A 22,397-nucleotide genomic window follows, 5' to 3' on the forward strand; every position below is an offset into this window, starting at 1 on the left:
GGATATTGGCATCCCACCGCCGCCCCTCGCCCCGGAAGGCCCATGACAAAGACACCTATCTGGAAGCAACTCGCCCTGAGTGCCGCGTTGATCGCGGCCGCGGCAGCGGCATGGCAATACCGCGCCGAGATCACAGCGCTTTGGCAGCCAGGGACCGACACGGCGCAGGGGGGACGCGGCAGCCAAGAGGGCGTGCCGGTTCTTGTGGCCGAAGTTGCCTTGGCCGAGGACAGCCTGTCTTTCTCCGCCGTCGGTACGGGGCTGGCCCAGCGCTCGGTGACTTTGCGCGCGCCCGCGGGCGGCGAGGTGACAGAGCTCAATATCACACCAGGCCGCCGTTTTGCGGAGGGTGACGTGCTGATGCGCCTCGAGGACGAGGATCAGCGTCTCGCCCTCTCGCTGGCCGAGGCGCGGCAAGAGCGCGCCCAGTCCGAGCAAGAGCGCTATACCGGCCTGCGCGATACGGGCGTGACCACCGTCCAGCGGTTCGAGGACGCCATGACAGCCTATCGCATCGCTGAAATCGAGCTTGAGCAAGCCCGTGCCGATCTGGCGGACCGCGTGCTGCGCGCCCCTTTTGACGGGATCGCCGGGCTGGCCGAGGTCGAGGTCGGCGACCGGATCGAGCCGAACGAGGCGATCGCAAGCTATGACGACCGCAGCCGCATCCTGGTGGAGTTCGACCTGCCCGAGGCCCTGCTGCCCCGCGCGGAAATAGGCATGGCCGTGCGCGCCACCTCGCCCAGCATCGACGCGGAAGCGCTGGCAGGCGAAATAACCGCCATCGACAGCCGCGTTGCCGCGACGACGCGCACGGCGCGGCTGCGGGCCGCGTTTCCCAACGAAAGCGATACCCTGCGACCCGGCGCGTCCTTTACCGTGACGCTGGACCTGCCCGGCGACAGCTATCCGATCCTGCCCGAGCTTGCGCTGCAATTCTCGGGGGGTGCGCTGCAGGTGTGGCGCATTGATGGCGAGGGCCGCGCCCAGCCCGTCGAGGTGCGCCTGATCCGCCGGCGCGGCGGCTCCGTCATCGTCCAGGGACCGCTAAGCGAGGGCGACAGCATTGTCGTCGAGGGCCTGCAACGCATGCGCCCTGGTCGCGAGGTGGATGTGCTGAACAGCCCCGGACAGGGGGCAACGTGATGAATGACGCCGGCGGAATCAGCGCGCTCAGCGTGCGGCGGCCCTGGCTGGCAGCAGTAATGAACCTGTTGATCGTCATCGCCGGGATCGGCGCGCTCTGGGGCGTCGAGATCCGCGAGTTGCCCGATATCGACCGCCCAATCGTCTCTGTCCGCGCCAACTACCCCGGCGCCTCTCCCACCACGCTCGATGCCGAAGTCGCCTCGCTTGTCGAAGGGGCGGTTGCGCGGGTCGCCGGCGTCACCTCGGTCGAAACCTCCTCCGAAGAAGGCAACTTTCGCCTGCGCGCCGAGTTCAGTCCCAGCCGCGATCTGGACACGGCGGCCAGCGATGTGCGCGAGGCTGTGGCGCGGGTCGAAACGCGCCTGCCTGACGGGGTCGAAGATCTTTACGTCGTCAAGTCCGAGCAGGACGCCAATCCCATTGTCGACATCGCGATCTGGAGCAACGCGCGCCCCATCGACCAGTTGACCCGGCTGGTCGAGGATGCCGTGATTCCCGAATTCACCGCCGTGCCCGGCGTGGCCGAAGTCGTCGTCTTCGGCGATCGCCAGCGCGTCCTGAGGGTCGAGGTCGCGCCCGAGCGCCTCGCCGCCTTCGGTCTCTCCATTGCCGAGGTGGCCGATACCCTGCGCGCCGCGCAGTTCGATGTGCCGGTCGGCAGCTTCGGCTCGGGCCAGCTTGAGGTGCTGGTGCGCGCTGATGCGACCGTCACAGATCCCGCCCTCATAGAAGAGCTGAAGATCCGCGAAAATATCCGCCTCGGCGATGTGTCTGATGTCTATTTCGGCCTTGCCACCGCCGAGAGCGTCGCGCGCCTTGACGGGCGCATGGTGCTGAACCTTGGCATTGTGCGGCAGGCACAATCCAATACCGTGCAGATTTCCGACGAGGCCCGCCGCGTCATCGAGCGGTTGCGCCTGCGCTATCCTGAACTGGGCTTCGAGATCACCTCCGACAGCGCGATTTTCATCAAGGGCTCGATCGCCGAGGTCGCCAAATCGCTTTCTGTCGCCCTGCTGATCGTGATTGGGGTCATCTGGCTCTTCTTCGGCAAGCTGCGCACCGTCCTCATCCCGGCCATCGCCATCCCCATCGCGCTGACCGGATCGCTCGCCGCGATCTGGCTACTGGGGTTTTCTGTCAACCTCATCACGCTCTTGTCACTGGTTCTGGCCACCGGCCTCGTCGTCGACGATGCCATTGTCGTGACAGAGAACATCCAGCGCAAACGGCAGGAGGGTCTGGGCCGCCGCGCCGCCGCCGCCATCGGCGCACGCGAGGTCTTTTTTGCCGTCATCGCCACCACGGCGACGCTGATTGCAGTCTTTGTCCCCATATCGTTCCTGCCCAGCGACGCAGGTAGGCTCTTTACCGAATTCGGATTCGTGCTGGCTATCACCGTCGCGCTCTCGTCCTTTGTCGCGCTCACCATGTGCCCCATGCTGGCCTCGCTGACCGCCGATATGGGCGGCGGCACCGGCCCGCTCGCGCGCCTTGGCGGGTGGCTCTCGCGCGGCTACATGGCTCTGGTCCGGCCGATGGTGGCGGCGCCGCTGGTGACGCTGGTCGCCGCCTCGCTCCTCGCCGGGTCCGCCGCGCTGGTCTATGGCCAACTGGGCGAAGAGCTTCTGCCTGAGGAGGATCGCGGCGAGATCGACGTATGGATCCAAGGGCCGGATGGCACCGGCCTCGACTATACCGATGCGCAGGTCGAGCGGGTCGAGGCGATGATGCAGCCTTTCGTCTCAAGCGGCGTGGCCGGCAGCCTCTATTCGATTACCGGGCGCTATGATCTTAACCGGGGCTCCATCGGCCTGCGCCTTGCCCCCTGGGATCAGCGCGAGGTCAGCCAGGCCGAGATCGAGGCACAGATCCAACCGCAGCTCGCCGACCTGGCTGGCGCGCAGGGGCGAATCTATGGCGGCAACAGCCTGGGCCTGCGCGGCTCGGCGGGCGGGCTCAGCATCGCGCTGACCGGGCCGAGCTATCCGCAGATCGCCGAGGCGGCTGACAGCTTTGCCGAGGCGATGCGCGATGTGACTGGCCTGTCAGATATCCGGATTCAGTATCAGGCGACGCAGCCGCAGCTGAATGTGCTGGTGGACCGCGCACGCGCCTCGGATCTCGGCGTCGACATGGAGGCGCTTTCAACGACCCTGCGTGCCCTGATCGACGAGGACGAGATCGCCGAGTTGACCATTCAGGACGAGGCCGTCCCGATCATCCTGCAATCCAGCGCTGGCGCTGTGCGCGATCCCGCCGACCTGATGAACCTTTATGTGCGCGCTGATAGCGGAGCGCTTGTTCCGCTCAGCCAACTCGTGTCCTTCGAGGAAAACGGCGTCGCCGCCGAGCTGGACCGTCACGCCCAGCGCCGCGCGATCGAGCTGAACGCATCGCTCTCGCCCGACACCCCCCTTCGTAGCGTGATCGACGACGTGCGTGCCCTGGCCCAGGACACGCTTCCCGGCGAGATCGGCCTCATCTTCCTCGGCGAGGCCGCATCGCTGGATGAAACGTCCAGCGCGCTCACGGCGACCTACATCATCGCGCTGATCGTGGTCTTTCTCGTCCTTCTGGCCCAATTCGAGAGCCTGACCAGCGCGCTTGTGGTCATGACAACCGTGCCCTTCGGCATCTGCGCCGCTATCTACGCGCTGCTGCTGACCGGCACGACGATCAACATCTACAGCCAGATCGGTGTTCTGATGCTCGTCGGGGTCATGGCCAAGAACGGAATCCTCCTGGTCGAATTCGCCGACCAGATGCGCGACAAGGGGGCCAGCGCCTCCGAGGCCGCGCTCGAGGCCGCCCACGTGCGCCTGCGTCCCATCTCCATGACCCTCATCTGCACGGTCATGGCCGGCCTGCCGCTTATCCTCGGCTCCGGCCCGGGCGCAGAGGCACGCGCCGCCATCGGCTGGGTCGTATTCGGCGGCCTCGGCATCGCCGCCGCCTTCACGCTCTTTCTGACGCCCGCTGCATATGCGCTGATCGCCGGCGCTTCCAGCGCCCGCGCGGCATCCGGAGAGGCGCTCGAAGCCGAGCTCCGCGAAGTCTAGCCCGCCATTTTTTTGCAGGAAGTATCCCGGGGGTGCCTGAAATTCCCCTTGGAGAGTTTCAGGCTTGAGAGCAAAGCTCCCGTCTTTGGCTCAGAACAGGCGCAGCACCAGAACGACGAGGACCGCCGGCACAAGCGCCGGATGCAAGATATGGTCCAGGTAATTGCTGCTGCCCCAGCCAACCACCCACATGGCCTGCGCCGTAACCGCCAATAGCGGTACGAATATCATCCCCTGCCCCAGCCCGTAAGCGCAGAGCGCCAGCACCATGATCGCTACCGGGATCGGCGCATAGCCCAGCCGGTAGAGATCAATGGGCAGCGCTCCCATCGCCGTGGCCAGAAAGGCGACGTAGAGGCCGAGAAAAACCAACAGTTCGGTACTGCCGAACGGCTGAACCGGCGCGCCCATGTCCGCCGACATCTGGCGCAGGATCAGAAACGGTAGCACCGCCCCGACCGGCCCCAAAAGCGCGACCAGCCCGCGCAGCGGCAGCGTATCCCGCAAGAGCAGAGTGATGACGACACCCACAGCAAGCCCCAGCGGCACGGCGATCTGCGCCTGCATCCCGATCCCGAGGATCAGCCACGCCAGCCAGCCGATCAGCGAAGCCAGCCAGAGAATGGTCAGCGCCCCCGTCATGCGCCCAGCGCCCAGGCGAGGTTGAAGACATGCGCTCGGATGCCCCGTTTGCCCCGAACGCTGTAGACCAGCGCGATGCGCCCGTCCGGCAACGCGCGCATCATGGGATAGCGCGCATCGCCGCCGCCCTCCTCCAATGTGCGCAGGTGGTGCCAAGTCTCGCCACCATCCTCGCTCAGCACCAAATTCAGGATACCGCCATCACCCGCATCGTCATTGACCGCCATCAGGATCGCTCCGCCGCCGATCCCGATTGCCGCAACCGGCGCGCTCGGGTTCGCCATATCGGTCTCGCGCACCTTATCCCATGTGCGCCCGCCATCCTCCGTGCGGCTGATCAGAAGCCGCCGTGCTCCGCTGTCGAAATTCCGCAGAAAGGCCACGGCGCGGGCGCTGTCCAGCGGCACGATCATCGGCTGGATCGCCTTCATCGGCCCGGCCATGCGCCGCATGTCGCGCACGCGCCCCTCGCCGTCCAGCCGCACCAGCGCGCCATAGGTGCTGCCCATCTCGAAATAGGCCGGCAGGGCGTGCGATCCGTCCGCGTAGGCAACCATCGGGGATTTCACCAGGAACGAGCGATTGAGCAGCGGCGAAAGATTCAGCTTGCGCGCGCGCAGCGGGCCATCCGGCCCCATCCGCACTTCAGCGATCGAGGCCATGGCCCAGCCGCCCACCGACACGGCCGTGGTATAAAGCGTCTCCTCCGCCCCGTCGCGTTGAATGGTGTTGCCAAGGGTCACGACCAGTTGTCGCGGCTCGAACGTATCGCCAAGCGCCGCGCTGGTCAGGCGCGGCGTGATGGGCGAAACCGCCCCATCCGGCCCGATATCGACGCCCACCACATCCACATCCGCCTGCGCCTCTTGCGAGCCTGCAAACCACAGCACACTCATACCCTGATCGTTCAAGATGATGCCGGGCGAATGCGCGATACCGGTCTCAGGTGCATGGTCCAGCACAGTTTCAAACACTGGCGCGCCGCCCCGCTCCATCGGGGCGGGCACGGCCCACTCCCATGCCAGAGGCACGTCGCGGCGGATCGCCCAGGCGCTGAGGCCGAGGCTGAGCGCGCCCAGTGCCAGGACGGCGATTTGAACCGCGCCGAGGGCCATTCTAGCCGACCTTGAGAACGATCTTGCCGATATGGGCGCTGGTTTCCATGCGGATATGCGCCTTGGCGGCATCGGCCAGCGCAAATTCGCTGTCCATGACCACGCCCACGCGGCCAGCCTCCAAGAGCGGCCAGACCTTGCTGCGCAGCGCCTCGGCGATGCGAGCCTTGGCCAGATCGCTTTGCGGGCGCAGGGTGCTGCCGGTGATCGTCAGGCGGCGCACCATGACTTGGGCGAAATTCAGCTCGGCCTTGGGCCCGCCCAGAAAGGCGATCTGCACCAACCGCCCTTCATCGGCCAGCGCGCGGACGTTGCGCGGAATGTAATCGCCGCCCACCATGTCGAGGATCAGGTTCGCGCCGCCCTCGGCCTTCAGGATCTCGACGAAATCCTCCTCGTGATAGTTGATCGCTCGGCTTGCGCCCAGCTCTGTGCATTTGGCGCATTTCTCGGCGCTGCCGGCGGTGGCAAAAACGCGCGCACCCATGACATGGGCTAGCTGGATTGCCGTGGTGCCGATGCCGGACGAGCCGCCGTGAACGAGGAATCGCTCGCCCGCCTCAAGCCCGCCGCGCATGAAGACATTGGTCCAGACGGTAAAGTAGTTTTCGGGCAGGCAGGCGGCTTCGGCCATGCTCACCCCCTCGGGGATGGGTAGGCAATGGGCGGCGGGGGTGCGCACATATTCGGCATAGCCGCCTCCGGGCAGAAGGGCGCAAACCCGATCGCCGATGGCCCAGTCTGTCACGCCCTCCCCGAGGGCAACCACCTCGCCCGAGGCCTCAAGGCCGGGCAGGTCGCTGGCACCGGGGGGCGGTGCATAATTGCCCATACGCTGCGAGATGTCGGGACGGTTGACGCCCGCATAGGCGACGCGGATCAGCACTTCGCCGGGGCGCGCCTCGGGCACCTGCCGGTCGCCGAGGGTCAGCACTTCGGGGCCACCGTGCTCGGAAATCTCGACGGCCTTCATCGTGTCACTCATGGGAATGTCCTTCTTAGTCTTTGGTCCAGCGGCCGGGCATGTCCGCCTGCCCTTTCGGCGCGCGCACATGGCTCAGCACCTTGAGCGGGCCGGCCATGAGGGCGCTGGCCAGCTTGTTGTCCTTGGCTTTTGCCTTCAGTTTTTCGATCTGCATGACGTCGTCGATGCGCCGGTCCAGAAACTCCCATGTCGCGGCATTGTCCAGACTGTCATCGCCCAGCCAATACAGCACGGTCGAACCATAGACGCCTGCGAGCGTCGCGCGTTTGGTGTACCAGTTCACATCGTCAGACGTATCGCCCAGCGCCGTCCAGATCTTGTCCGCCGTGCCCCAGATGGCACGTGCCCCGTCGGCGGCATGTTGCGGCAGCGCAAAAAGAGTGCTGCCACGGCGCACCATCTCGCGGTCGCCCGCCTCGATACGCCAGCGCACGGCGGATTTGATGCGGTCAGTAAACCGCATCTCGCTCAGATCCTCGGCCTCCAGCCGCTCCAGCATCGCGGCATCGCCCGCTTCGTGATAGGCCAGCGCAAGATCCACGGCGCCGCGCGGCAGGGCGGCACGGGCGACCGCAGGCTCGATCCCGGCATCGCGGGCGGCGGCGTCGAAGGCGGATTTGCTCCACCCGTCGAAAGGCACATGCGCGGCGGCGGCCTCCAGCATTCTGGCTTTGATATCTGCGTTCTGCATGGCGTTCTCCTGCTTGGCTTCACCCTAGACATATAGGGCGGAAGTTGCTATAGACGCGCTTCCTGCAAAATCTTGCAACTTTAACTAGGAAGGTGGTGACACCACATGCAGGTTAGTGTTCGCGACAACAATGTCGATCAGGCGCTTCGTGCCCTGAAGAAGAAACTGCAGCGCGAAGGCGTGTTTCGGGAAATGAAGCTCAAGCAACATTTCGAGAAGCCCTCCGAGAAAAAAGCGCGCGAAAAGGCCGAGGCTATCCGCCGTGCCCGTAAACTGGCCCGGAAGAAAGCCCAGCGCGAAGGGATGATGTAAGTCACTCCTGCGCCGGTTTCGACCGACACGGATGAGAATTGAAGAACCCCCGGAGCGGATGCTGCGGGGGTTTTTTTGTTTTGAGGCGCGACGGGCACGCTGGCACCGTGTCTGGCCCATCATGAAAAAGGCCCCCGCTTATCACGGAGGCCTTACCATCTCTCACTTCAAGACTCTAAAGCCTTACATGCAGTCCTTGATCGCCTGCACGTCCGGGCCGTTCGGTGTGCGGCCCAGATTGAACGGCGCGGACGCATCGCGCCACTGGGCGTAGTCGTTGAGATAGTCCATCATCGACGCATAAACCTTGGCCGAGTTGGGGTTCTCGCAGGCGACCTCGATGATGACCTCGTTTGCCATTTCCTGCACCTTCGCCAGCGTCTCATCGTCATAGCGGTTGATCTCGACCGCCTCGTCGAACTTGGCATAGGCTTCGGTGGCGCGCTTTTCGGTGAAGGCCAGCGACCACATCATCGTGGCATCCGCCGCGATCTGAAGCTTCTCGCGGGTTTCTTCGCTCAGCGCGTCCCAGCTTGCCTTGTTGATCATGACACCAAAGACCGAGGCCGACTGGTGCCAGCCGGGGGTTGCCCAGTATTTGGTGACCTGCTGGAAACCGCCCGACCAGTCCACGTTGGGGGTGGAGAATTCGGCGCCGTCGATCACGCCGCGCTCGAGCGACTGATAGATCTCGCCGCCCGCCATGGAGACCTGATTGCCGCCCAGACGCTCGAGCAGCTTGCCCTGCTCGAGGCCGGAAAGGCGCAGGCGCTTGCCCTGCAGGTCTTCGAGCGAGGTGATCGGCTCGTTCGTGCGGAAGCCGGATTCGTTGTTGGTGATGCCGTAGGGCAGGTAGACCATGCCGAACTGGCCGTAGATCTCGTCATAGAGTTCGGCGCCGCCCCATTCCTGGATCCAGTTGGCGTAGTCGACTGCGTTGAACAGCGACGGCGTGGTTGCCAGCGCCGAGAACGCGGCGTCACGGCCTGCCCAGTAGCCCGGCCAATCGGCACCCGCCTGCACAACGCCCGATTCGACGGCGCCAAACACTTCGCCTGAAGGCACCAGCGATCCGCCCTCGAAGAATTCGATGGTCAGCTCGCCCTTGGTCAGCTTGTTCGCCAGATCGACGAAATGCTTGTCCGTCTCGATCAGTTCCAGCGACGAGGGCCATGTGGTGGTCATGGTCCAGCTTTCTTGGGCCATGGCCTGCCCCGCGAATGCGGCGCTGGCCGCAGCGGCCAGAATTGTCAGTTTAGTCATGCTTGATTCTCCCTGTAGTTTAGCATCAGTTTCCGTAAAGAGCGCTTGGCAGCCATTCCACCAGTGGCGGGAAGGCAGCGACCAAGACGCACATCGCGACGATCAGCCCGATGAAGGGCAGAACACCGCGGATGATATGGCCCGTGCGCACCTCTTTTGGCGCGATGGCGCGTAAGTAGAAGAGCGCGTACCCAAAGGGTGGCGTCAGGAACGAGGTCTGCAGCACCACGGCCATCAGCACGACGAACCACAGCAGGCTGACGCCCTCCATCTCCTGCACAATGGGCAGGAAGATGGGGAAGGACAGCAGCACGATGCCGGTCCAGTCAAGGAACGCGCCGAGGATGAAGACGATGAACATCATCATCGCGATCAGCATCCATGGCTCCATGTCGAGGCTGCGGATGATCTCCTGCGTGGCGCGCAGGCCGCCGGTGATGTTGAACACGCCCGTGAAGGCGGTGGCACCCACGACGATGAAGAGGATCATGGCCGAGGTGCGGCCCGTCTCCAGCATGGCGCTATAGAAGGTGCGCCAGTGAAAGCGCTTGCGGATGATAACGATCAGCAGGGCCAGACCCGCGCCGATGGCCGATGCCTCGGTCGCCGTGGCGATGCCGGCCAGAAGCGAGCCGAGGATGCCGAAGATCAGCACGAGAGGCGGCAACGCCTCGACCAGCAGCATGCGAATGAGGGCGGGGCGGCTGATCTTCTCGTCCGGTTGCACGGACGGGGCCAGATCGGGGCGCAGGACCGAGATGATATAGACATAGACCGCGTAGCTGAGGCCCAGCAGAACACCGGGGATCATCGAGCCGGCAAAAAGATCGCCCACCGTCAGCGGCGAATAGCTGGCCATGAGGATCAGCATGATCGACGGCGGGATAAGGATACCAAGGCAGCCTGAGGCGGCGATAACGCCCGTGGTCAGCGTGGGGGCATAGCCGTATTGCAGCATGGGGCGCAGGGCCATCACGCCCATCACCGTAATCGACGCGCCGATGATGCCCGTCGTGGCCGCCAACAGGATCGAGATGAAAACGACCGCCAGCGCAAGCCCCCCGCGCACGTTGCTGAGCAGAAGGCGCAGCGCTTCGAACATGCGGTCGGTCACGCCTGAATCCGATAAGAACCTGGCCATCAAGACGAAAAGCGGGATTGCGATCAGCGTATAATTGTCCAGAACATCGCCAAAGACGCGGTTGATGACGATGCCCAGCACCATCGTCTTGCCGGTAATGACGGCCGTCAGAACGGCCGTGCCGCCCAAAACGAAGGCCAGAGGGTGCCCCATGAACAGACCCGCCAGCAGCAGGCCGAACATGAGAAGTGCAATCAGTTCAGGATTCATCAAATCGCCTCTTCGGAGGTGGTGTCGACGTCGAGGATGAGTTTCAGCACCTCCGCGATGCCTTGGATCAGCAGCAATGCAGCCGCCACGACCATCGCCATTTTCAGCGGATAGACCGGCATCTGTATGGCGCCATAGGTCGTCTCGCCCTGATTCCACGACTTCATCGCGAAATCCCACGAGCGCGTGGTGAACACATAGGTGAAGGGGAAGAAGAAGATGAGATAGCCCAGCACATCGATGATACGCTGCCAGCCGCGACTGAAATTCTCGGTCACGATATCGACGCGCACATGCGCCTTGTGGCGCAGCGCATAGCCGCCGAGCATCACGAAGTAGAATCCGTAGAGCTGCTTGGACACGTCAAAGGCCCAGCGGGTCGGATCATTGAAAGCGTAGCGCATGACGACGTCGTAAATGATGATCCCGGCAAAAATGATCGCAACAACAGAGACAATACGCCCGACCACCTCGTTCAGTGCGTCGATGACGCGAATAATACTGTGCATGTCTGGTCCATGTTTATGTCCTCCTGCCTGCAGCATCGCGGCACAAAAGGGCAACTCCGCGTGCCCTCCTCCGGCCACGCGTCTGCTGCAGCGTCGATACCCTCAGGCTTTCGCGGAACGATTGCAAGGCTTCTGCGCGGCCTTCCGGGCAGGTAACGTAGCGGCATCCTGCCGATGACGGGCGCAAGGGCCTGTTTGCTGCAAAAATAGGCAGTTAGGCGGCGCGCAGCGCGCCTTGGCGGACAGGCGCGCGCCGCAGCGCGCCTGCCGTTTTGTCTTGATGCGTCCGGCCTGCTGGCCTATCTGCGGATGCAGATTTGTGGCGCTGCTGCGCCGCGACCCCCGGCTGACCCGAAAGGCGCGCGCCATGACCCTTCTTCGCAAAATCGACACCGGACTGATGGTCCTCATCGTCGCCACATTGGTGGCGACAGTCATACTCGCCTTCGCAGCGCCAGACTATTTCACGCTGACCTTCGCCAAGGAGGATGGGCTGGTCGAATACGGCACGGCCCTCTTCCTGCTGATCGCCAGCATCGTCATGGCGACCCATGCCACGTCGCTGTGGCGGCAGGGCCGGCGCGGCGCGGCCGTGATGACGGCCATTTACGGGCTGATGTTCTTTGTGGCGGCGGGCGAGGAAATCTCTTGGGGGCAGCGCCTCATCGGCTGGGAATCCAGCGAGTTCTTCCTTGAGAACAACAAGCAGAACGAGACGAACCTGCACAACCTGATGGTGGGCGACGTGCATCTGACCAAATCGCTTTTCGGCCCCGTGCTGTCGATCTGCATCCTGCTTTACCTTGTGGGCCTGCCGCTGATCTATCCCAAGGGTGGACGCATCGCCGCGCTTGCCGACAGGTTTGCCGTACCGGTGCCGTGGCTCAAGCATGCGGCCATCGCGCTCATTGCCAGCATCATCATTGCGGTGCTGGATGTAGGCCGCAAGTGGGAGGTCTACGAGTTGATCTTCAGCCTCGTCATCGTGTCGATCTTCCTGCTGCCGCAGAACCGGGACGCGACGCGCTAAAGGATCTCGTCCTCATCGAAGAGCGGTGCCGCGTCCATCTGCGCCGCGACGCCGTCCGAGGCGAACTCGCCGCGCGGCGTACTGGCGACATGAAACAGCGCCTCGCCCTCATAGACCACGGGCATGTTGCTGCGCCCGATGACGATGCCCGCCTCGTCGCAGATCACCTCGGCCTCGGCCTCGCCGAAGGGGTCGGTGACCGCGCCCAGCACGGTGCCCGCCTCGACCGCATCGCCGGTGGCCCGATAGCCGCGAAAGAGGCCGCCCGCAGGCGCGCGAAACCAGCGCGAGGCGCTGCACATGACAGTGACCGCGCGCGGCTTGGGTACGCCCTTTTGCGCCACCATTCCCAGCGATTGCATCACCCGCAGGATCCCCGCGAGACCCGAGCGTGATGCCAGTTCGTCAAAACGCAGCCCCTCGCCACCCTCGTAGAGCAGCACGTCGACCCCCGCCTCCTCGGCGGCCATGCGCAGCGATCCTTCGCGCAGCTTGGAGTTCAGCATGACGGGCGCGCCAAAGGCCCGGCCCAGCGCGGCCAGCCGGTCATTGCCCGGTGTCAGGCGGATCTGCGGCAGGTTGGAGCGGTGGACCGCCGCCGAGTGCAGATCGATCCCGACATCGGCGCGCAGCACGATCTCGCGCATGAATATATCGGCCAGTCGCGACGCCATCGAGCCTGTCGCGCCTCCTGGAAAGCAGCGGTTCAGATCACGCCGGTCCGGCAGATATCGGGCATTGTTCAGGAACCCGTAGGTGTTGACAATCGGCACCGCCAGCAAAGTGCCCGCCAGCCCCCGGAGCGGCGCGGCGCGCAGGAGGCGGCGCACGATCTCGACGCCGATCACCTCATCCCCGTGGATCGCTGCGGAGACAAACATGACAGGCCCGGGTTTGCGCCCATGCACCACATGCGCCGACAGGTTGACCGGCGTATGATCCGACAAGGTGCTGACGGGAATGTCGACGGTGCGCCGGGTGCCGGGCGCGATGCTGTGGCCCGCGATCTCGAAAGGCTGGGTGTCTGGCATATGCGCGCCTCCTGGCTGGGTTCGGCACGGCGATAGGCGGTTTGCCAGCCCCTGTCCACTTGCATGATGCCTGCCGTTTTCAAGAGCCGCCCAACCGCGCCGTCACAAAAAACAGTCGTCTTCGTAAAATATCTGCTACGTTTCGTCGCAGCCTCCGCTTTTGACGCGCAAAACCGCGCTGGTGACTGCGCCGATGCAATGGTGCGGTGATTGTGGCAGGCACAAAAACAGGAGGAGACGGGACAATGACAACGAAACTGGTGGTGGGCCTGGATGGCCACGCCTCGGGCGAGAGGGCGCTGGCACATGCGCGCCGCCTCGCCGAACTGATCGGGGATTGCGAATTGGTGGTGGCCTATATCGTCGAATGGTCCCCCTTCTCGTTCCAGACAGCCGAGGAAAACGAGCAGCGCCACAAGCGCCGCGAGGACGAGATCAAGACCGCGATGGAGCGTGTGGTCAATCCGGCGGTCAAACAGCTGCATGACGCGGGCCTGAAGGCGCAAGGGTTGGTAAAGCACGGCGACGTGTCCGATGCACTGGTGGCCATTTCCAACGATACCGGCGCCGAGCAGATCATCGTCGCACGCACCTCTGAAGGCGGCTTTGCCAAGCGGTTCTTCGGCAGCTCCACCTCAAACCTCGTGATGAGCTCTCCCGTGCCCGTCACCGTTGTCAGCTGAAGGGGCAGATCATGAAACTCATCCAACAAGCCCTTATCGCCACTGCGGCCATCGCCGCACCGGCGGGCGCCATGGCGCAGGAGGCCGTGACTCTGGACGCCCGTGTCAACGAGGCTTTCGCAAACTTTACCGGCCCCTTCGTCAACCTGATCTTTGCCCCCTTCCCCGGCACCACCTTCCCCTGGATCGTGATGTGGCTGGTCATCGGCGCGTCGATCTTTACCCTCTATTTCGGCTTCGTTCAGTTTCGCTTCTTCGGCCATGCGATCAAGCTGGTCAAAGGCGATTATTCCGATCCCAATGACGCGGGCGAGGTCAGTCACTTTCAGGCGTTGACCACGGCGCTGTCTGGCACGGTGGGCCTTGGCAACATCGCGGGCGTCGCAGTGGCCGTCGGCATCGGCGGGCCCGGCGCGACCTTCTGGATGATCCTCGCCGGCCTTCTGGGCATGGCGTCGAAATTCACCGAATGCACGCTCGCCGTGAAGTACCGCAATGAATACCCTGACGGCACCGTGTCGGGCGGCCCGATGTACTACATGAAGAAGGGTTTTGCCGAGTTGGGCCTACCCGGCGGCGGATTCCTCGCCATCATGTTCTCGATCTTCTGCATCCTGGGTGCACTGGGCGGGGGCAACATGTTCCAGGCCAACCAGGCCCATGCGCAGATCGTGGGCATCGTGGGGGATTATCCCGGCTGGATCACCGGAGTGGTCTTTGCGGGCGTCGTCTTTGCCGTGATCGTAGGCGGGATCAAATCCATCGCGCAGGTCACCGAAAAGGTCGTTCCGTTCATGGGCGTTCTCTATGTCGGCGCGGCGCTGGTCATCATCCTTGCCAATTACGATCAGATCGGCGCGGCCTTCGGACAGATCTTTGCCGGAGCGTTCACCGGCCTTGGAGTTGCAGGCGGTCTTGTCGGCGCGCTGATCCAGGGCTTCAAGCGGGCGGCCTTCTCGAACGAGGCAGGCGTCGGTTCTGCGGCGATCGCACACGCGGCGGTGCGCACAAAGGAGCCGATAACCGAAGGCTTTGTGTCGCTGCTGGAGCCGCTGATCGATACGGTGGTCATCTGCACCATGACGGCGCTGGTCATCACCATCTCGGGCCAGTTGATCATGGATGAGGCAACGGGCCGTTTCGTGCTGAACGAGGCGGGCACGGCCATCGCCACGGTCGGCGACACAAGCGGAGTCGCGCTGACCTCGGCGGCCTTCGGATCGGCCATCAGCTGGTTCCCCTATGTTCTGGCCATCGCGGTGGTCCTCTTTGCCTTCTCGACCATGATCTCCTGGAGCTATTACGGCCTCAAGGCGTGGACCTACCTCTTTGGCGAAGGCAAGGCGTCGGAGCTGACTTTCAAGATCATCTTCTGCGTGTTCATCGTGATCGGTGCAGCGGCCAGCCTTGGCCCCGTCATCGACTTCTCGGACGCGGCGATCTTCTCGATGGCGGTGGTGAACATCTTTGCCCTCTACTTCCTGATGAAGCTGGTCCGGCGCGAGCTGAACAGCTATGCGGGTCGGCTCAAGTCGGGTGAGATCAAGGAATATGCCCACTGATTTCGGGCCATTTCCCCAGAAGAGAGAGCACCCGCGCTGTAGCGCGGGTGTTTTCATTTGAGTATTTGAACCAAGATCAAATTTCTTGCGCGCTCAGGAGGATGCGGTGCTAGATTTGCACGCATGACGGAATCCAGCTTTGCCCATCGCCTTGCCGTGCGCAGCGCCTTGCCGCGCCTCAGCGCAGGCACCCGCGCGCCGGTCAATATCGGCTTTCTCGGCCCCCTAAGCGGCCCTGTCGAAAGCTGGGGCCTGCCGGGCCTCAACGGCGCGCGCATCTGGGAGGAGTGGCTGAACGCGGCGGGCGGCCTTCTGATCGAGGGCCAGCGGCACCCGGTGCGCATCCACGCCTTCGATTGCGGCTATGATCCCGACCATTCCATGGAAGGCGCGCGCCAGATGGTGCAGCGCCACGAGGTGGCCCTTCTGATGATGCTGGGGGGCGACACCTTCACTCCGGTGCGCGATTTCCTGATGCGTTCCAAGGTGCTGACCTCCACGCTGCTGCCGTCTGACCTCACGCCCGACACGCCTTGGCTGATCGCGCCCAGCGAATTGCATCCGATCTATACGGTGACCGGCGTCGACTGGCTGGCGCGGGCGCGGCCCGAGCTGAGGACTGCCGCCATCTGCAGCCAGACCGACGCGCTCGGGCTGCCCTCGCTGGCAACCTATCGCGCGGCATTCAAGGCGGCCGGGATCAAACTGGCCAAAGAGGTGCAATACCCGCCCCAAGAGACCGACCCCGCCGCCATTGTCGACGCGATGCTGGAGAGCGCGCCCGATATCCTTTGCTGGTCCACCAGCTATGCGCCGATGGTGCATGCGATGACCGAATACGCCCATGCGCGCGGGTTCACCGGCCAGATCGTGTCCTGCACGCTGGACAATTATCCGGCACTGGTGGCGCGAACCTCTGCCGAATTCATGGAAGGGACGGTTTTTCAGTTTCCCGATTTCGACGATCCGATGCTGAGCGAGAAGGCGTTTTTCTTCAATCAACCAGACAAGTTCTTCGAAGAATACAACCGCCGCTTTCCCGGCAGTTGGAGCGCGGTCAGCTGGGAATATGTCGCGACGCTGGAAATCTGGCAAGCCGCAGTGGAAAAGGCCGGGAGCCTCGCGCCCGCCTCGGTTCTCGCCGCAATGAAACAGCTGGGACAGGTGACGCACGCCTTCGGCCCCGCAGAGTGGTGGGGCGAGGAGATGTTCGGCATTTCGAACGCGCTGGTAGGCGACTGGCCGGTGGTCACCGTGCAGGGCGGCAAGGCGCGGATCACTGAATTCGGCTCGATCCCCGATTGGCTGGGCCGGCATGGCGGCCTGCTGCGCGCCGAAATGTCGGATCTGGGCCAGCTCTGGGAACAGCGGCTGGCCAATGGCGGCTGGGCATTTGCCGAGGCGCAAGATCCGGCTTGACCGCGCCGGACGGGGAACCGGAGTGTGCGCCGCCGCTGATCCGGTTACATGAATTGGTCCAATCGCGCAGACCACGTATGAAAGCCGGCGATCCACCCAACGCCCTGAATTCCAATATATAAAGGCCTTGAAAAATCGCGCAACGCGATGAGCGGCGCAAAATTGGTTCAAAAAATTACACCACAGGGCAACAAAGTTTCTTGCTTGTGAAAGAGACGCGCTGCTACGCTTTGATCGAGACCGTTGCACCGCATCCTCGCACGCCGACCAGAGCGACGCGTATCGGGGTGCCGGGCGACGCGGGCCAACGCGCGCCTTTTTCGGTCTCCAAGATATGTGCCGCGTAAAATCAGCGGCCTCAACATGGGAGAAACCAGATGATTTCCAAGATTATGGCTCGTGGCCTATCGCGCCGCACCTTTCTGAAAAGTACCGCGGCCACGGCTGCCGCTTCCGCGCTGCCCAGCATGTCACTGGCTGCGGGCGAGCCGATCAAGATCGGCTTTCTGGCGCCCCTGACCGGCGCGGTCGCCGCATGGGGCAAGCCCGGCCTTGACGGCTGCCAGATTTGGGCCGAGCGCGTGAATGCCGAAGGCGGCGTCGATCTGGGAGGCTCGAAACACCCCATCGAGTTCGTCAGCTATGACAACGAGTATGACCCCGCGAAAGCGCGCACCGGCGCGACCAAGCTGATCCGCGAGGATGGCGTCAGCTTTATCATGATGCTGGGCGGCGACACCTGGCCCGGCGTGCAGCCCGTGGCCGACAAGACCGGAATGCTGTTTTCTACCCTTCTTCCCTCGGACCTCAGCCCCGACAGCACCACGCTGGTCGCGCCGGCCGAGGTGCATCCGATCTACCTGGTGACCGGGGTGGATTATCTGGCCGATACCTATCCGGATGCCAAGACCGCCGTGATCTGCGCGCAGGACGACGCGCTCGGTCTGCCCTCGGTCGCGACCTACCTCGCCGCTTTCGAGGCGCGCGGGATCGAGATGTTGGAAGAGCCGCTGCTCTTCGATCCGGCCACCACCGATTTTGCGCCGATCGTGACGCGGCTGATGTCCAGCAATCCCGACATCATCTGTCTCGACACCTGCTATTCGGATTACGTGCACCCGATCTGCGAGCAGCTGTTTCAGCAGGGCTACGAGGGCAAGCTGATCAGCGCCACCGCCGATTTCTACGATCAGATGATCGCCAAGACATCCAAGGAATTCATGGAAGGCTTCATCTTCCAGTTCCCGGATTTCGACGATCCCGCGCTTTCGGGCGAGAACATCAATTTCAAGAACGCAAACGAGTTTTACCAGACCTATGCCGAGCGTCATCCGGGCGAATGGGGCGCGGTCAGCTGGGAATACGCGTCGATCATGGACCTCTGGAAGGCCGCCGCCGAAAAGGCAGGCTCGGCCGAGCCTGATGCCGTCATCACCGCGATGAAAGAGGGCGGCACCGGCGAGCATGCCTTCGGCGACGCGGTCTGGTGGGGAACCGAGCTATTCGGTATCGACAACGCGCTGGTCGGAGACTGGCCGGTCGTGGTGATCGAGGACGGCAAGGCGGTCATCAAGGGGTTCAAGTCGATCCCGGACTGGTACGAGCAGCATGGCGATCTGCTGATCAAGCACATGCAGGCTTACAACCAGATGTACGATCAGCGCGGCTGATCGCATGTCTGCGCGGCGCGGCGGCATCCACGGCGCCGCGCCGATCCCACCCCCCTTTCATTGAGAGTGCACTCCATGCTGGACCCTTCGCTTTTGGCCCAGACCGGCCTGAATGCCGTCTATGCCGCAAGCTACATCTCGCTCGTGGCCGTCGGCCTTGTGCTGATCTTCGGCGTGATGGGCGTCATCAACTTCGCCCATGGCGAGCTGTTCATGGCCGGCGCCTACGTCGTTGTCGCCGTTTATGCCGATATGCATTTGCCCTTCTTTCTGGCGGTCGTCGTCGGGCTTCTTTTTGTCGGATGCCTGGGCCTCTTGATGGAGCGGGCGCTGTTCAGGCCCTTGCGAGACAATCCCCTTGGCGGGCTGGTGGCCTCGATCGGGTTCCTGATGATCCTTCAGGCGCTGGCAACAATGGGCTTTGGCGTGCGGATGGAATTCATCCCGCCCGTCACGCAGCATGTCGTGCAGCTGGGCGAGGGCATCAGCATCCCGCTCGCGCGGGTCTATGTGATCATCGCGGCCGTGCTGCTTTTGTCGGCGCTGTGGTACTTCCTCAAGCGCACCCGGTTTGGCTGGGCGCTGCGTGCCTCGGCGCAGGACCCTCAGGCGGCGGAGCTTCAGGGCATTTCCATCGCGCAGACGGCCAAGATCGCCATGTTCATCGGCGCGGGGCTGGCGGGCATCGCGGGCGCACTGACCGCGCCTCTGGTGTCGGTCAACCCGCATATGGGCCATTCGGTGATCGTGACCGCCTTCATCGTCATCATCGTGGGTGGCGTCGGATCGCTGGAGGGGGCGATCATCGCGTCGATCGTCTATGCCTTCGTCCACACTTTCGTGACCACCTTCTACGGCGGGGTCATTGCCGACATCACCGGGCTGTCGCTGATGCTGCTGGTGCTGATCGTAAAGCCGACCGGCCTCTTCGGGAGTGCCGACCGTGCTTAAAGCCCTGATCTGGATCGCCTTCGGCGCCGCCTTGTTGGCCCTGCCCCACGGCCTCAGCTTTTCGCAGCAGGAAATCCTGGTGTTCCTCACCATCAACATCCTGCTGGTCACCTCATACCGCCTTCTGACGCTGACAGGTGAATGGTCTTTGGCGCATGTCGTCATCATGGGCGTCGGCGCCTATGCCAGCGCCCTTCTGACCAAGGAATTCGGCGTCTTTGTGCCCGTCGCCATGCTGCTGGGCGGGCTTGTCTCGGCACTGATCGCAGTTGTTCTCAGCTTTCCGCTCTTCCGCATGAAGGGTTTTTACTTTCTCATCGGCAGCTTTGCCGCTGGCGAGATCATCCGCCTTCTATGGAAGCATTTCCGCGAGCCCTTCGGCGGCGCCAAGGGCCTCAAGGGGATCGACCCGATGCCGGACTTCTCGATCGGCATCTATGATTTCGACTTCTTCGAGCCGGTCAGCTATTTCTACTTCGCCGGGTTCATTGTGGCCATCTGCCTCTGGATCCTCTGGCGGATCGAGCGTAGCCCAGTGGGCCTCACCTTCCATGCCGTCCATTGGCAGGACAAGCTGGCCGAGGCATCGGGCGTCAACCTGCGCGCCTACCGCACGCTGGCCTTCGCGGTGGCCAGCGGATTTGCAGGCATCGGTGGCGCGCTGCTGGCGCATTACATCGGCACGATCAATCCGGGCAGTTTCGATCTGGACTACATGGTCTTCGTGCTGACATGGGCCATTGTCGGCGGCACCGGCACCTTCTACGGCCCGATCCTGGGCTGTATCGTGCTGACCATCCTCAATGAGGTGGTTCTGCGCGAGATGGGCTTCGAACAGATGCGCCCGCTGATCTATGGCGCGATCCTGATTGCCTCGATCCTCTTCCTGCCCAACGGGCTGGAGAGCATCGTGCAGAAATTCATCCGCCGGAGGGCCAAGTCATGAGCGATTTCCTGAAAGTTGAGGATCTGACGATGCGCTTCGGCGGTCTGGTCGCGGTCGATGCGTTGAACTTCACCGTTCATCACGGCAGCATCCACGGCCTGATCGGCCCGAACGGCGCTGGCAAGACAACCACGTTCAACATGATTTCTGGATTTTACACGCCCACCTCGGGCCGCGTTCTCTTGCGCGGTGAGGACATCTCGGACCTGAAAATGCACGAGGTGGCGCGCCGCGGTGTGGTCCGAACGTTCCAGCATTCGACGCTCTTTGCGGAGCTGACCGTGATGGAGAATGCTCTGGTCGGCACGCATATGCCCTTCCGCCCCAATATCTTTGCCGCGATTATCGGCTGGGATGCCGAGGACCGGCGCGGGGCGGCGGCGCGGGCTGGCGAGGCGCTGGAATTCTTCGGCCTCGATCATCTGAAAACCGAGCGCGCGGGCGATCTGAGCCACGGGCACCAGCGCGCTCTAGGCATGGCCGTGGCCTATGCCAGCCACCCGGACCTCATGCTGCTGGACGAGCCGTTCACCGGCATGAACCCCGAGGAGACGCGCCAGATGATGGACCTGATGCGCCGCCTTCGCGAGGCCGGCACGACCATCCTTCTGGTCGAGCATGACATGCAGGCGATCATGGGCCTGTGCGACACCATCACATGCATGAGCTTCGGCAAGTTCCTGGCCGAAGGAAATCCGAAGGAGATCCGCAACCATCCCGCCGTGATCGAAGCCTATCTGGGGGGTGCGCGCCATGTTGCTTGAGATGACGGGCATCTCCGTGAACTATGGCAAGATCAACGCAATCCGCGATATCACCATCAAGGTGCCCGAGGGCAAGATCGTTACCATCATCGGCGGCAACGGCGCGGGCAAGACAACCACCTTGCGCGCCATGTCCGGCATGGTGCCGATCACGAAAGGCGAGATCACCTTCGAGGGCAAGCGCATCGATGGGCTGCCCGCCTCCAAGGTGGTCGCGCATGGCATGGCGCATGTGCCCGAGGGGCGGCGCATTTTCCCGCAGATGACGGTCGAGGAAAACCTGCGCACCGGCGCGTTCCTGCGCCGGGACAAGGATGCGGTCGAGAATGACCTCGAAGACGTCTTCAAACGGTTCGAGCGCCTGCGCGAGCGGCGGCGCCAGCGCGCCCAGACCATGTCGGGGGGCGAGCAGCAGATGCTGGCCATCGGTCGCGCGCTGATGTCCAAGCCGCGCCTTCTGCTGATGGACGAGCCGTCGATGGGCCTGGCCCCCGTCATCGTCGAGGAGATCGCGCAGATCATCGAGGAAATCAACGCGCAGGGATTATCGGTGGTGCTGGTCGAGCAGAATGCCGAGCTTGCGCTGGAGCTGGCCGATTATGCCTACGTGCTCGAGACCGGAAATTGCGCCATGGAAGGGCCCGCGAATGAACTTCACGACAACGAGACGGTCCGTGCCGCTTACCTGGGCATTTAAGCGCAGCGATCCCGAATGGGCCTTGGCGCGGAAATCCGGCTGGAGCCGCGCCGACCTGATGTGGGAGCGGCTGATGGAGGCGGGATGCGAGGCCTTCGCCGCCGGGCAGACGGGCCGCGCCGGGCGGCTGTTCTTCGCCGCCGATGCGCTGGCACGGGGGCGGTTCTCCAAGGCCGATCTGCGCCGCGCCGCGCCCTTGGCGGCGCGGGCGCTGCTGCGCCAGGCACGCGGCAAGGATGCAGGCGCGCTGATCGCCGAAGCGCAGCGCATCTGGCAAGGCGCGCCAGACGCGGTCGCGGCGATGGAGATCAAGCCGCGCATCCGGTCCTCGCTCTTTCATCTGCGGATGGAGGCCAGGCATCGCGGCCAGTATCAGGACAACCTGCGCCTGCGCCTTGGCCGCATCGCCGAGGAAACCGCCGAAACATTGGCGCGGCTGGGGAATGGCCACGCACCGCACCGCCACTTTGCCCGCTGGCGCGGCGAAAAGCCCAGCGTCTTCGACGGCACCCGCAAGGTTCTGTCTGCGGCCTTGCTGATCCCCGACGCTGGGCCACGCTGATCG

Annotated in this window: 21 protein-coding genes; 13 read left to right on the forward strand and 8 right to left on the reverse strand. The window is 63.7% G+C overall.

The window, feature by feature from the left end:
• Window positions 1-42 precede the first annotated feature (42 nt).
• Both ACEWPM_RS15420 and ACEWPM_RS15425 read left to right on the forward strand, forming a co-directional pair.
• On the forward strand, window positions 43-1,146 hold the full coding sequence (locus ACEWPM_RS15420) for an efflux RND transporter periplasmic adaptor subunit (RefSeq protein ID WP_393962935.1): 1,104 nt from the start codon (window positions 43-45) through the stop codon (window positions 1,144-1,146).
• A complete protein-coding gene (locus ACEWPM_RS15425; protein WP_393962936.1) occupies window positions 1,146-4,211 on the forward strand; it encodes an efflux RND transporter permease subunit in 3,066 nt (1,021 codons plus the stop codon). Before ACEWPM_RS15420 ends, ACEWPM_RS15425 begins: the two co-directional genes overlap by 1 nt.
• Before the next feature lie 90 nt (window positions 4,212-4,301).
• Here the strand turns inward: ACEWPM_RS15425 and ACEWPM_RS15430 are convergent, their stop codons facing one another.
• The 4 genes from ACEWPM_RS15430 to ACEWPM_RS15445 are packed head-to-tail and all read right to left on the reverse strand — an operon-like array spanning window position 4,302 to window position 7,644.
• Window positions 4,302-4,853 carry a hypothetical protein gene (locus ACEWPM_RS15430; RefSeq protein WP_393962937.1) on the reverse strand — a complete coding sequence of 184 codons (552 nt, stop codon included), beginning with the start codon at window positions 4,851-4,853 and terminating at the stop codon, window positions 4,302-4,304.
• Complete coding sequence (locus ACEWPM_RS15435) at window positions 4,850-5,968, reverse strand: exo-alpha-sialidase (RefSeq protein WP_393962938.1); 1,119 nt, start codon at window positions 5,966-5,968, stop codon at window positions 4,850-4,852. The genes ACEWPM_RS15430 and ACEWPM_RS15435 overlap by 4 nt, the downstream gene beginning before the upstream one ends.
• Window position 5,969: 1 nt before the next feature.
• Complete coding sequence (locus ACEWPM_RS15440) at window positions 5,970-6,953, reverse strand: NAD(P)H-quinone oxidoreductase (protein WP_393962939.1); 984 nt, start codon at window positions 6,951-6,953, stop codon at window positions 5,970-5,972.
• Between the two features lie 13 nt (window positions 6,954-6,966).
• Window positions 6,967-7,644, reverse strand: a complete 678-nt coding sequence (locus ACEWPM_RS15445) for a COQ9 family protein (protein ID WP_393962940.1) — start codon at window positions 7,642-7,644, stop codon at window positions 6,967-6,969.
• Between the two features lie 105 nt (window positions 7,645-7,749).
• Between ACEWPM_RS15445 and rpsU the strand changes: the two genes are divergently transcribed.
• Complete coding sequence (gene rpsU / locus ACEWPM_RS15450; protein ID WP_007118112.1) at window positions 7,750-7,956, forward strand: 30S ribosomal protein S21; 207 nt, start codon at window positions 7,750-7,752, stop codon at window positions 7,954-7,956.
• Between the two features lie 183 nt (window positions 7,957-8,139).
• Here rpsU and dctP read toward each other — a convergent pair whose 3' ends face one another.
• From dctP to ACEWPM_RS15465, 3 genes are read right to left on the reverse strand one after another with little or no spacing between them, the layout of a single operon-like run.
• Window positions 8,140-9,219: a TRAP transporter substrate-binding protein DctP gene (gene dctP, locus ACEWPM_RS15455; protein ID WP_393962941.1), complete on the reverse strand. Its 1,080-nt coding sequence runs from the start codon at window positions 9,217-9,219 to the stop codon at window positions 8,140-8,142.
• 25 nt (window positions 9,220-9,244) lie between these two features.
• The gene (locus tag ACEWPM_RS15460) at window positions 9,245-10,570 is read right to left on the reverse strand and encodes a TRAP transporter large permease (protein WP_393962942.1); all 1,326 of its coding nucleotides are present in this window, start codon (window positions 10,568-10,570) and stop codon (window positions 9,245-9,247) included.
• Window positions 10,570-11,079: a TRAP transporter small permease subunit gene (locus ACEWPM_RS15465; RefSeq protein WP_393962943.1), complete on the reverse strand. Its 510-nt coding sequence runs from the start codon at window positions 11,077-11,079 to the stop codon at window positions 10,570-10,572. Before ACEWPM_RS15465 ends, ACEWPM_RS15460 begins: the two co-directional genes overlap by 1 nt.
• A gap of 367 nt (window positions 11,080-11,446) precedes the next feature.
• Here ACEWPM_RS15465 and ACEWPM_RS15470 point away from each other — a divergent pair, with 367 nt between their 5' ends.
• Window positions 11,447-12,109 (forward strand): hypothetical protein, encoded by a 663-nt coding sequence (locus ACEWPM_RS15470; protein ID WP_393962944.1) that lies wholly within the window; start codon window positions 11,447-11,449, stop codon window positions 12,107-12,109.
• Here ACEWPM_RS15470 and ACEWPM_RS15475 read toward each other — a convergent pair.
• Window positions 12,106-13,140, reverse strand: a complete 1,035-nt coding sequence (locus ACEWPM_RS15475; RefSeq protein ID WP_393962945.1) for a succinylglutamate desuccinylase/aspartoacylase family protein — start codon at window positions 13,138-13,140, stop codon at window positions 12,106-12,108. The two genes, ACEWPM_RS15470 and ACEWPM_RS15475, sit on opposite strands and share 4 nt — an antisense overlap.
• 245 nt (window positions 13,141-13,385) lie before the next feature.
• Between ACEWPM_RS15475 and ACEWPM_RS15480 the strand changes: the two genes are divergently transcribed.
• The 9 genes from ACEWPM_RS15480 to ACEWPM_RS15520 all read left to right on the forward strand — a co-directional run bounded on the left by ACEWPM_RS15480 (window position 13,386) and on the right by ACEWPM_RS15520 (window position 22,394).
• Window positions 13,386-13,823 carry a universal stress protein gene (locus tag ACEWPM_RS15480; RefSeq protein ID WP_393962946.1) on the forward strand — a complete coding sequence of 146 codons (438 nt, stop codon included), beginning with the start codon at window positions 13,386-13,388 and terminating at the stop codon, window positions 13,821-13,823.
• Window positions 13,824-13,834: 11 nt separating this feature from the next.
• Window positions 13,835-15,385, forward strand: coding sequence for an alanine/glycine:cation symporter family protein (locus ACEWPM_RS15485; RefSeq protein ID WP_393962947.1), 1,551 nt, complete (start codon window positions 13,835-13,837; stop codon window positions 15,383-15,385).
• A 123-nt stretch (window positions 15,386-15,508) separates the two neighbouring features.
• Window positions 15,509-16,804 (forward strand): ABC transporter substrate-binding protein, encoded by a 1,296-nt coding sequence (locus ACEWPM_RS15490; RefSeq protein ID WP_393962948.1) that lies wholly within the window; start codon window positions 15,509-15,511, stop codon window positions 16,802-16,804.
• 377 nt (window positions 16,805-17,181) lie between these two features.
• Window positions 17,182-18,474: an ABC transporter substrate-binding protein gene (locus tag ACEWPM_RS15495; RefSeq protein ID WP_393962949.1), complete on the forward strand. Its 1,293-nt coding sequence runs from the start codon at window positions 17,182-17,184 to the stop codon at window positions 18,472-18,474.
• A gap of 75 nt (window positions 18,475-18,549) precedes the next feature.
• Window positions 18,550-19,425 (forward strand): branched-chain amino acid ABC transporter permease, encoded by an 876-nt coding sequence (locus tag ACEWPM_RS15500; RefSeq protein ID WP_393962950.1) that lies wholly within the window; start codon window positions 18,550-18,552, stop codon window positions 19,423-19,425.
• A complete protein-coding gene (locus tag ACEWPM_RS15505) occupies window positions 19,418-20,371 on the forward strand; it encodes a branched-chain amino acid ABC transporter permease (protein WP_393962951.1) in 954 nt (317 codons plus the stop codon). The genes ACEWPM_RS15500 and ACEWPM_RS15505 overlap by 8 nt, the downstream gene beginning before the upstream one ends.
• On the forward strand, window positions 20,368-21,135 hold the full coding sequence (locus tag ACEWPM_RS15510; protein WP_393962952.1) for an ABC transporter ATP-binding protein: 768 nt from the start codon (window positions 20,368-20,370) through the stop codon (window positions 21,133-21,135). The genes ACEWPM_RS15505 and ACEWPM_RS15510 overlap by 4 nt, the downstream gene beginning before the upstream one ends.
• On the forward strand, window positions 21,125-21,832 hold the full coding sequence (locus ACEWPM_RS15515; protein ID WP_393962953.1) for an ABC transporter ATP-binding protein: 708 nt from the start codon (window positions 21,125-21,127) through the stop codon (window positions 21,830-21,832). Before ACEWPM_RS15510 ends, ACEWPM_RS15515 begins: the two co-directional genes overlap by 11 nt.
• Window positions 21,810-22,394, forward strand: a complete 585-nt coding sequence (locus ACEWPM_RS15520; RefSeq protein WP_393962954.1) for a tetratricopeptide repeat-containing protein — start codon at window positions 21,810-21,812, stop codon at window positions 22,392-22,394. Before ACEWPM_RS15515 ends, ACEWPM_RS15520 begins: the two co-directional genes overlap by 23 nt.
• The last annotated feature ends 3 nt before the right edge of the window (window positions 22,395-22,397 follow it).

Source organism: Roseovarius maritimus (genome assembly GCF_043355895.2).
Taxonomy (GTDB): Bacteria; Pseudomonadota; Alphaproteobacteria; order Rhodobacterales; family Rhodobacteraceae; genus Roseovarius; species Roseovarius maritimus.

Coding starts and splice junctions, on each gene's coding strand:
- dctP (WP_393962941.1), bottom strand. CDS start 9,219: ATGACTAAACTGACAATTCTGGCCGCTGCGGCCAGCGCCGCATTCGCG.
- ACEWPM_RS15515 (WP_393962953.1), top strand. CDS start 21,125: ATGTTGCTTGAGATGACGGGCATCTCCGTGAACTATGGCAAGATCAAC.
- ACEWPM_RS15480 (WP_393962946.1), top strand. CDS start 13,386: ATGACAACGAAACTGGTGGTGGGCCTGGATGGCCACGCCTCGGGCGAG.
- ACEWPM_RS15475 (WP_393962945.1), bottom strand. CDS start 13,140: ATGCCAGACACCCAGCCTTTCGAGATCGCGGGCCACAGCATCGCGCCC.
- rpsU (WP_007118112.1), top strand. CDS start 7,750: ATGCAGGTTAGTGTTCGCGACAACAATGTCGATCAGGCGCTTCGTGCC.
- ACEWPM_RS15485 (WP_393962947.1), top strand. CDS start 13,835: ATGAAACTCATCCAACAAGCCCTTATCGCCACTGCGGCCATCGCCGCA.
- ACEWPM_RS15495 (WP_393962949.1), top strand. CDS start 17,182: ATGATTTCCAAGATTATGGCTCGTGGCCTATCGCGCCGCACCTTTCTG.
- ACEWPM_RS15440 (WP_393962939.1), bottom strand. CDS start 6,953: ATGAGTGACACGATGAAGGCCGTCGAGATTTCCGAGCACGGTGGCCCC.
- ACEWPM_RS15510 (WP_393962952.1), top strand. CDS start 20,368: ATGAGCGATTTCCTGAAAGTTGAGGATCTGACGATGCGCTTCGGCGGT.
- ACEWPM_RS15420 (WP_393962935.1), top strand. CDS start 43: ATGACAAAGACACCTATCTGGAAGCAACTCGCCCTGAGTGCCGCGTTG.
- ACEWPM_RS15465 (WP_393962943.1), bottom strand. CDS start 11,079: ATGCACAGTATTATTCGCGTCATCGACGCACTGAACGAGGTGGTCGGG.
- ACEWPM_RS15425 (WP_393962936.1), top strand. CDS start 1,146: ATGAATGACGCCGGCGGAATCAGCGCGCTCAGCGTGCGGCGGCCCTGG.
- ACEWPM_RS15490 (WP_393962948.1), top strand. CDS start 15,509: ATGACGGAATCCAGCTTTGCCCATCGCCTTGCCGTGCGCAGCGCCTTG.
- ACEWPM_RS15445 (WP_393962940.1), bottom strand. CDS start 7,644: ATGCAGAACGCAGATATCAAAGCCAGAATGCTGGAGGCCGCCGCCGCG.
- ACEWPM_RS15500 (WP_393962950.1), top strand. CDS start 18,550: ATGCTGGACCCTTCGCTTTTGGCCCAGACCGGCCTGAATGCCGTCTAT.
- ACEWPM_RS15435 (WP_393962938.1), bottom strand. CDS start 5,968: ATGGCCCTCGGCGCGGTTCAAATCGCCGTCCTGGCACTGGGCGCGCTC.
- ACEWPM_RS15430 (WP_393962937.1), bottom strand. CDS start 4,853: ATGACGGGGGCGCTGACCATTCTCTGGCTGGCTTCGCTGATCGGCTGG.
- ACEWPM_RS15460 (WP_393962942.1), bottom strand. CDS start 10,570: ATGAATCCTGAACTGATTGCACTTCTCATGTTCGGCCTGCTGCTGGCG.
- ACEWPM_RS15470 (WP_393962944.1), top strand. CDS start 11,447: ATGACCCTTCTTCGCAAAATCGACACCGGACTGATGGTCCTCATCGTC.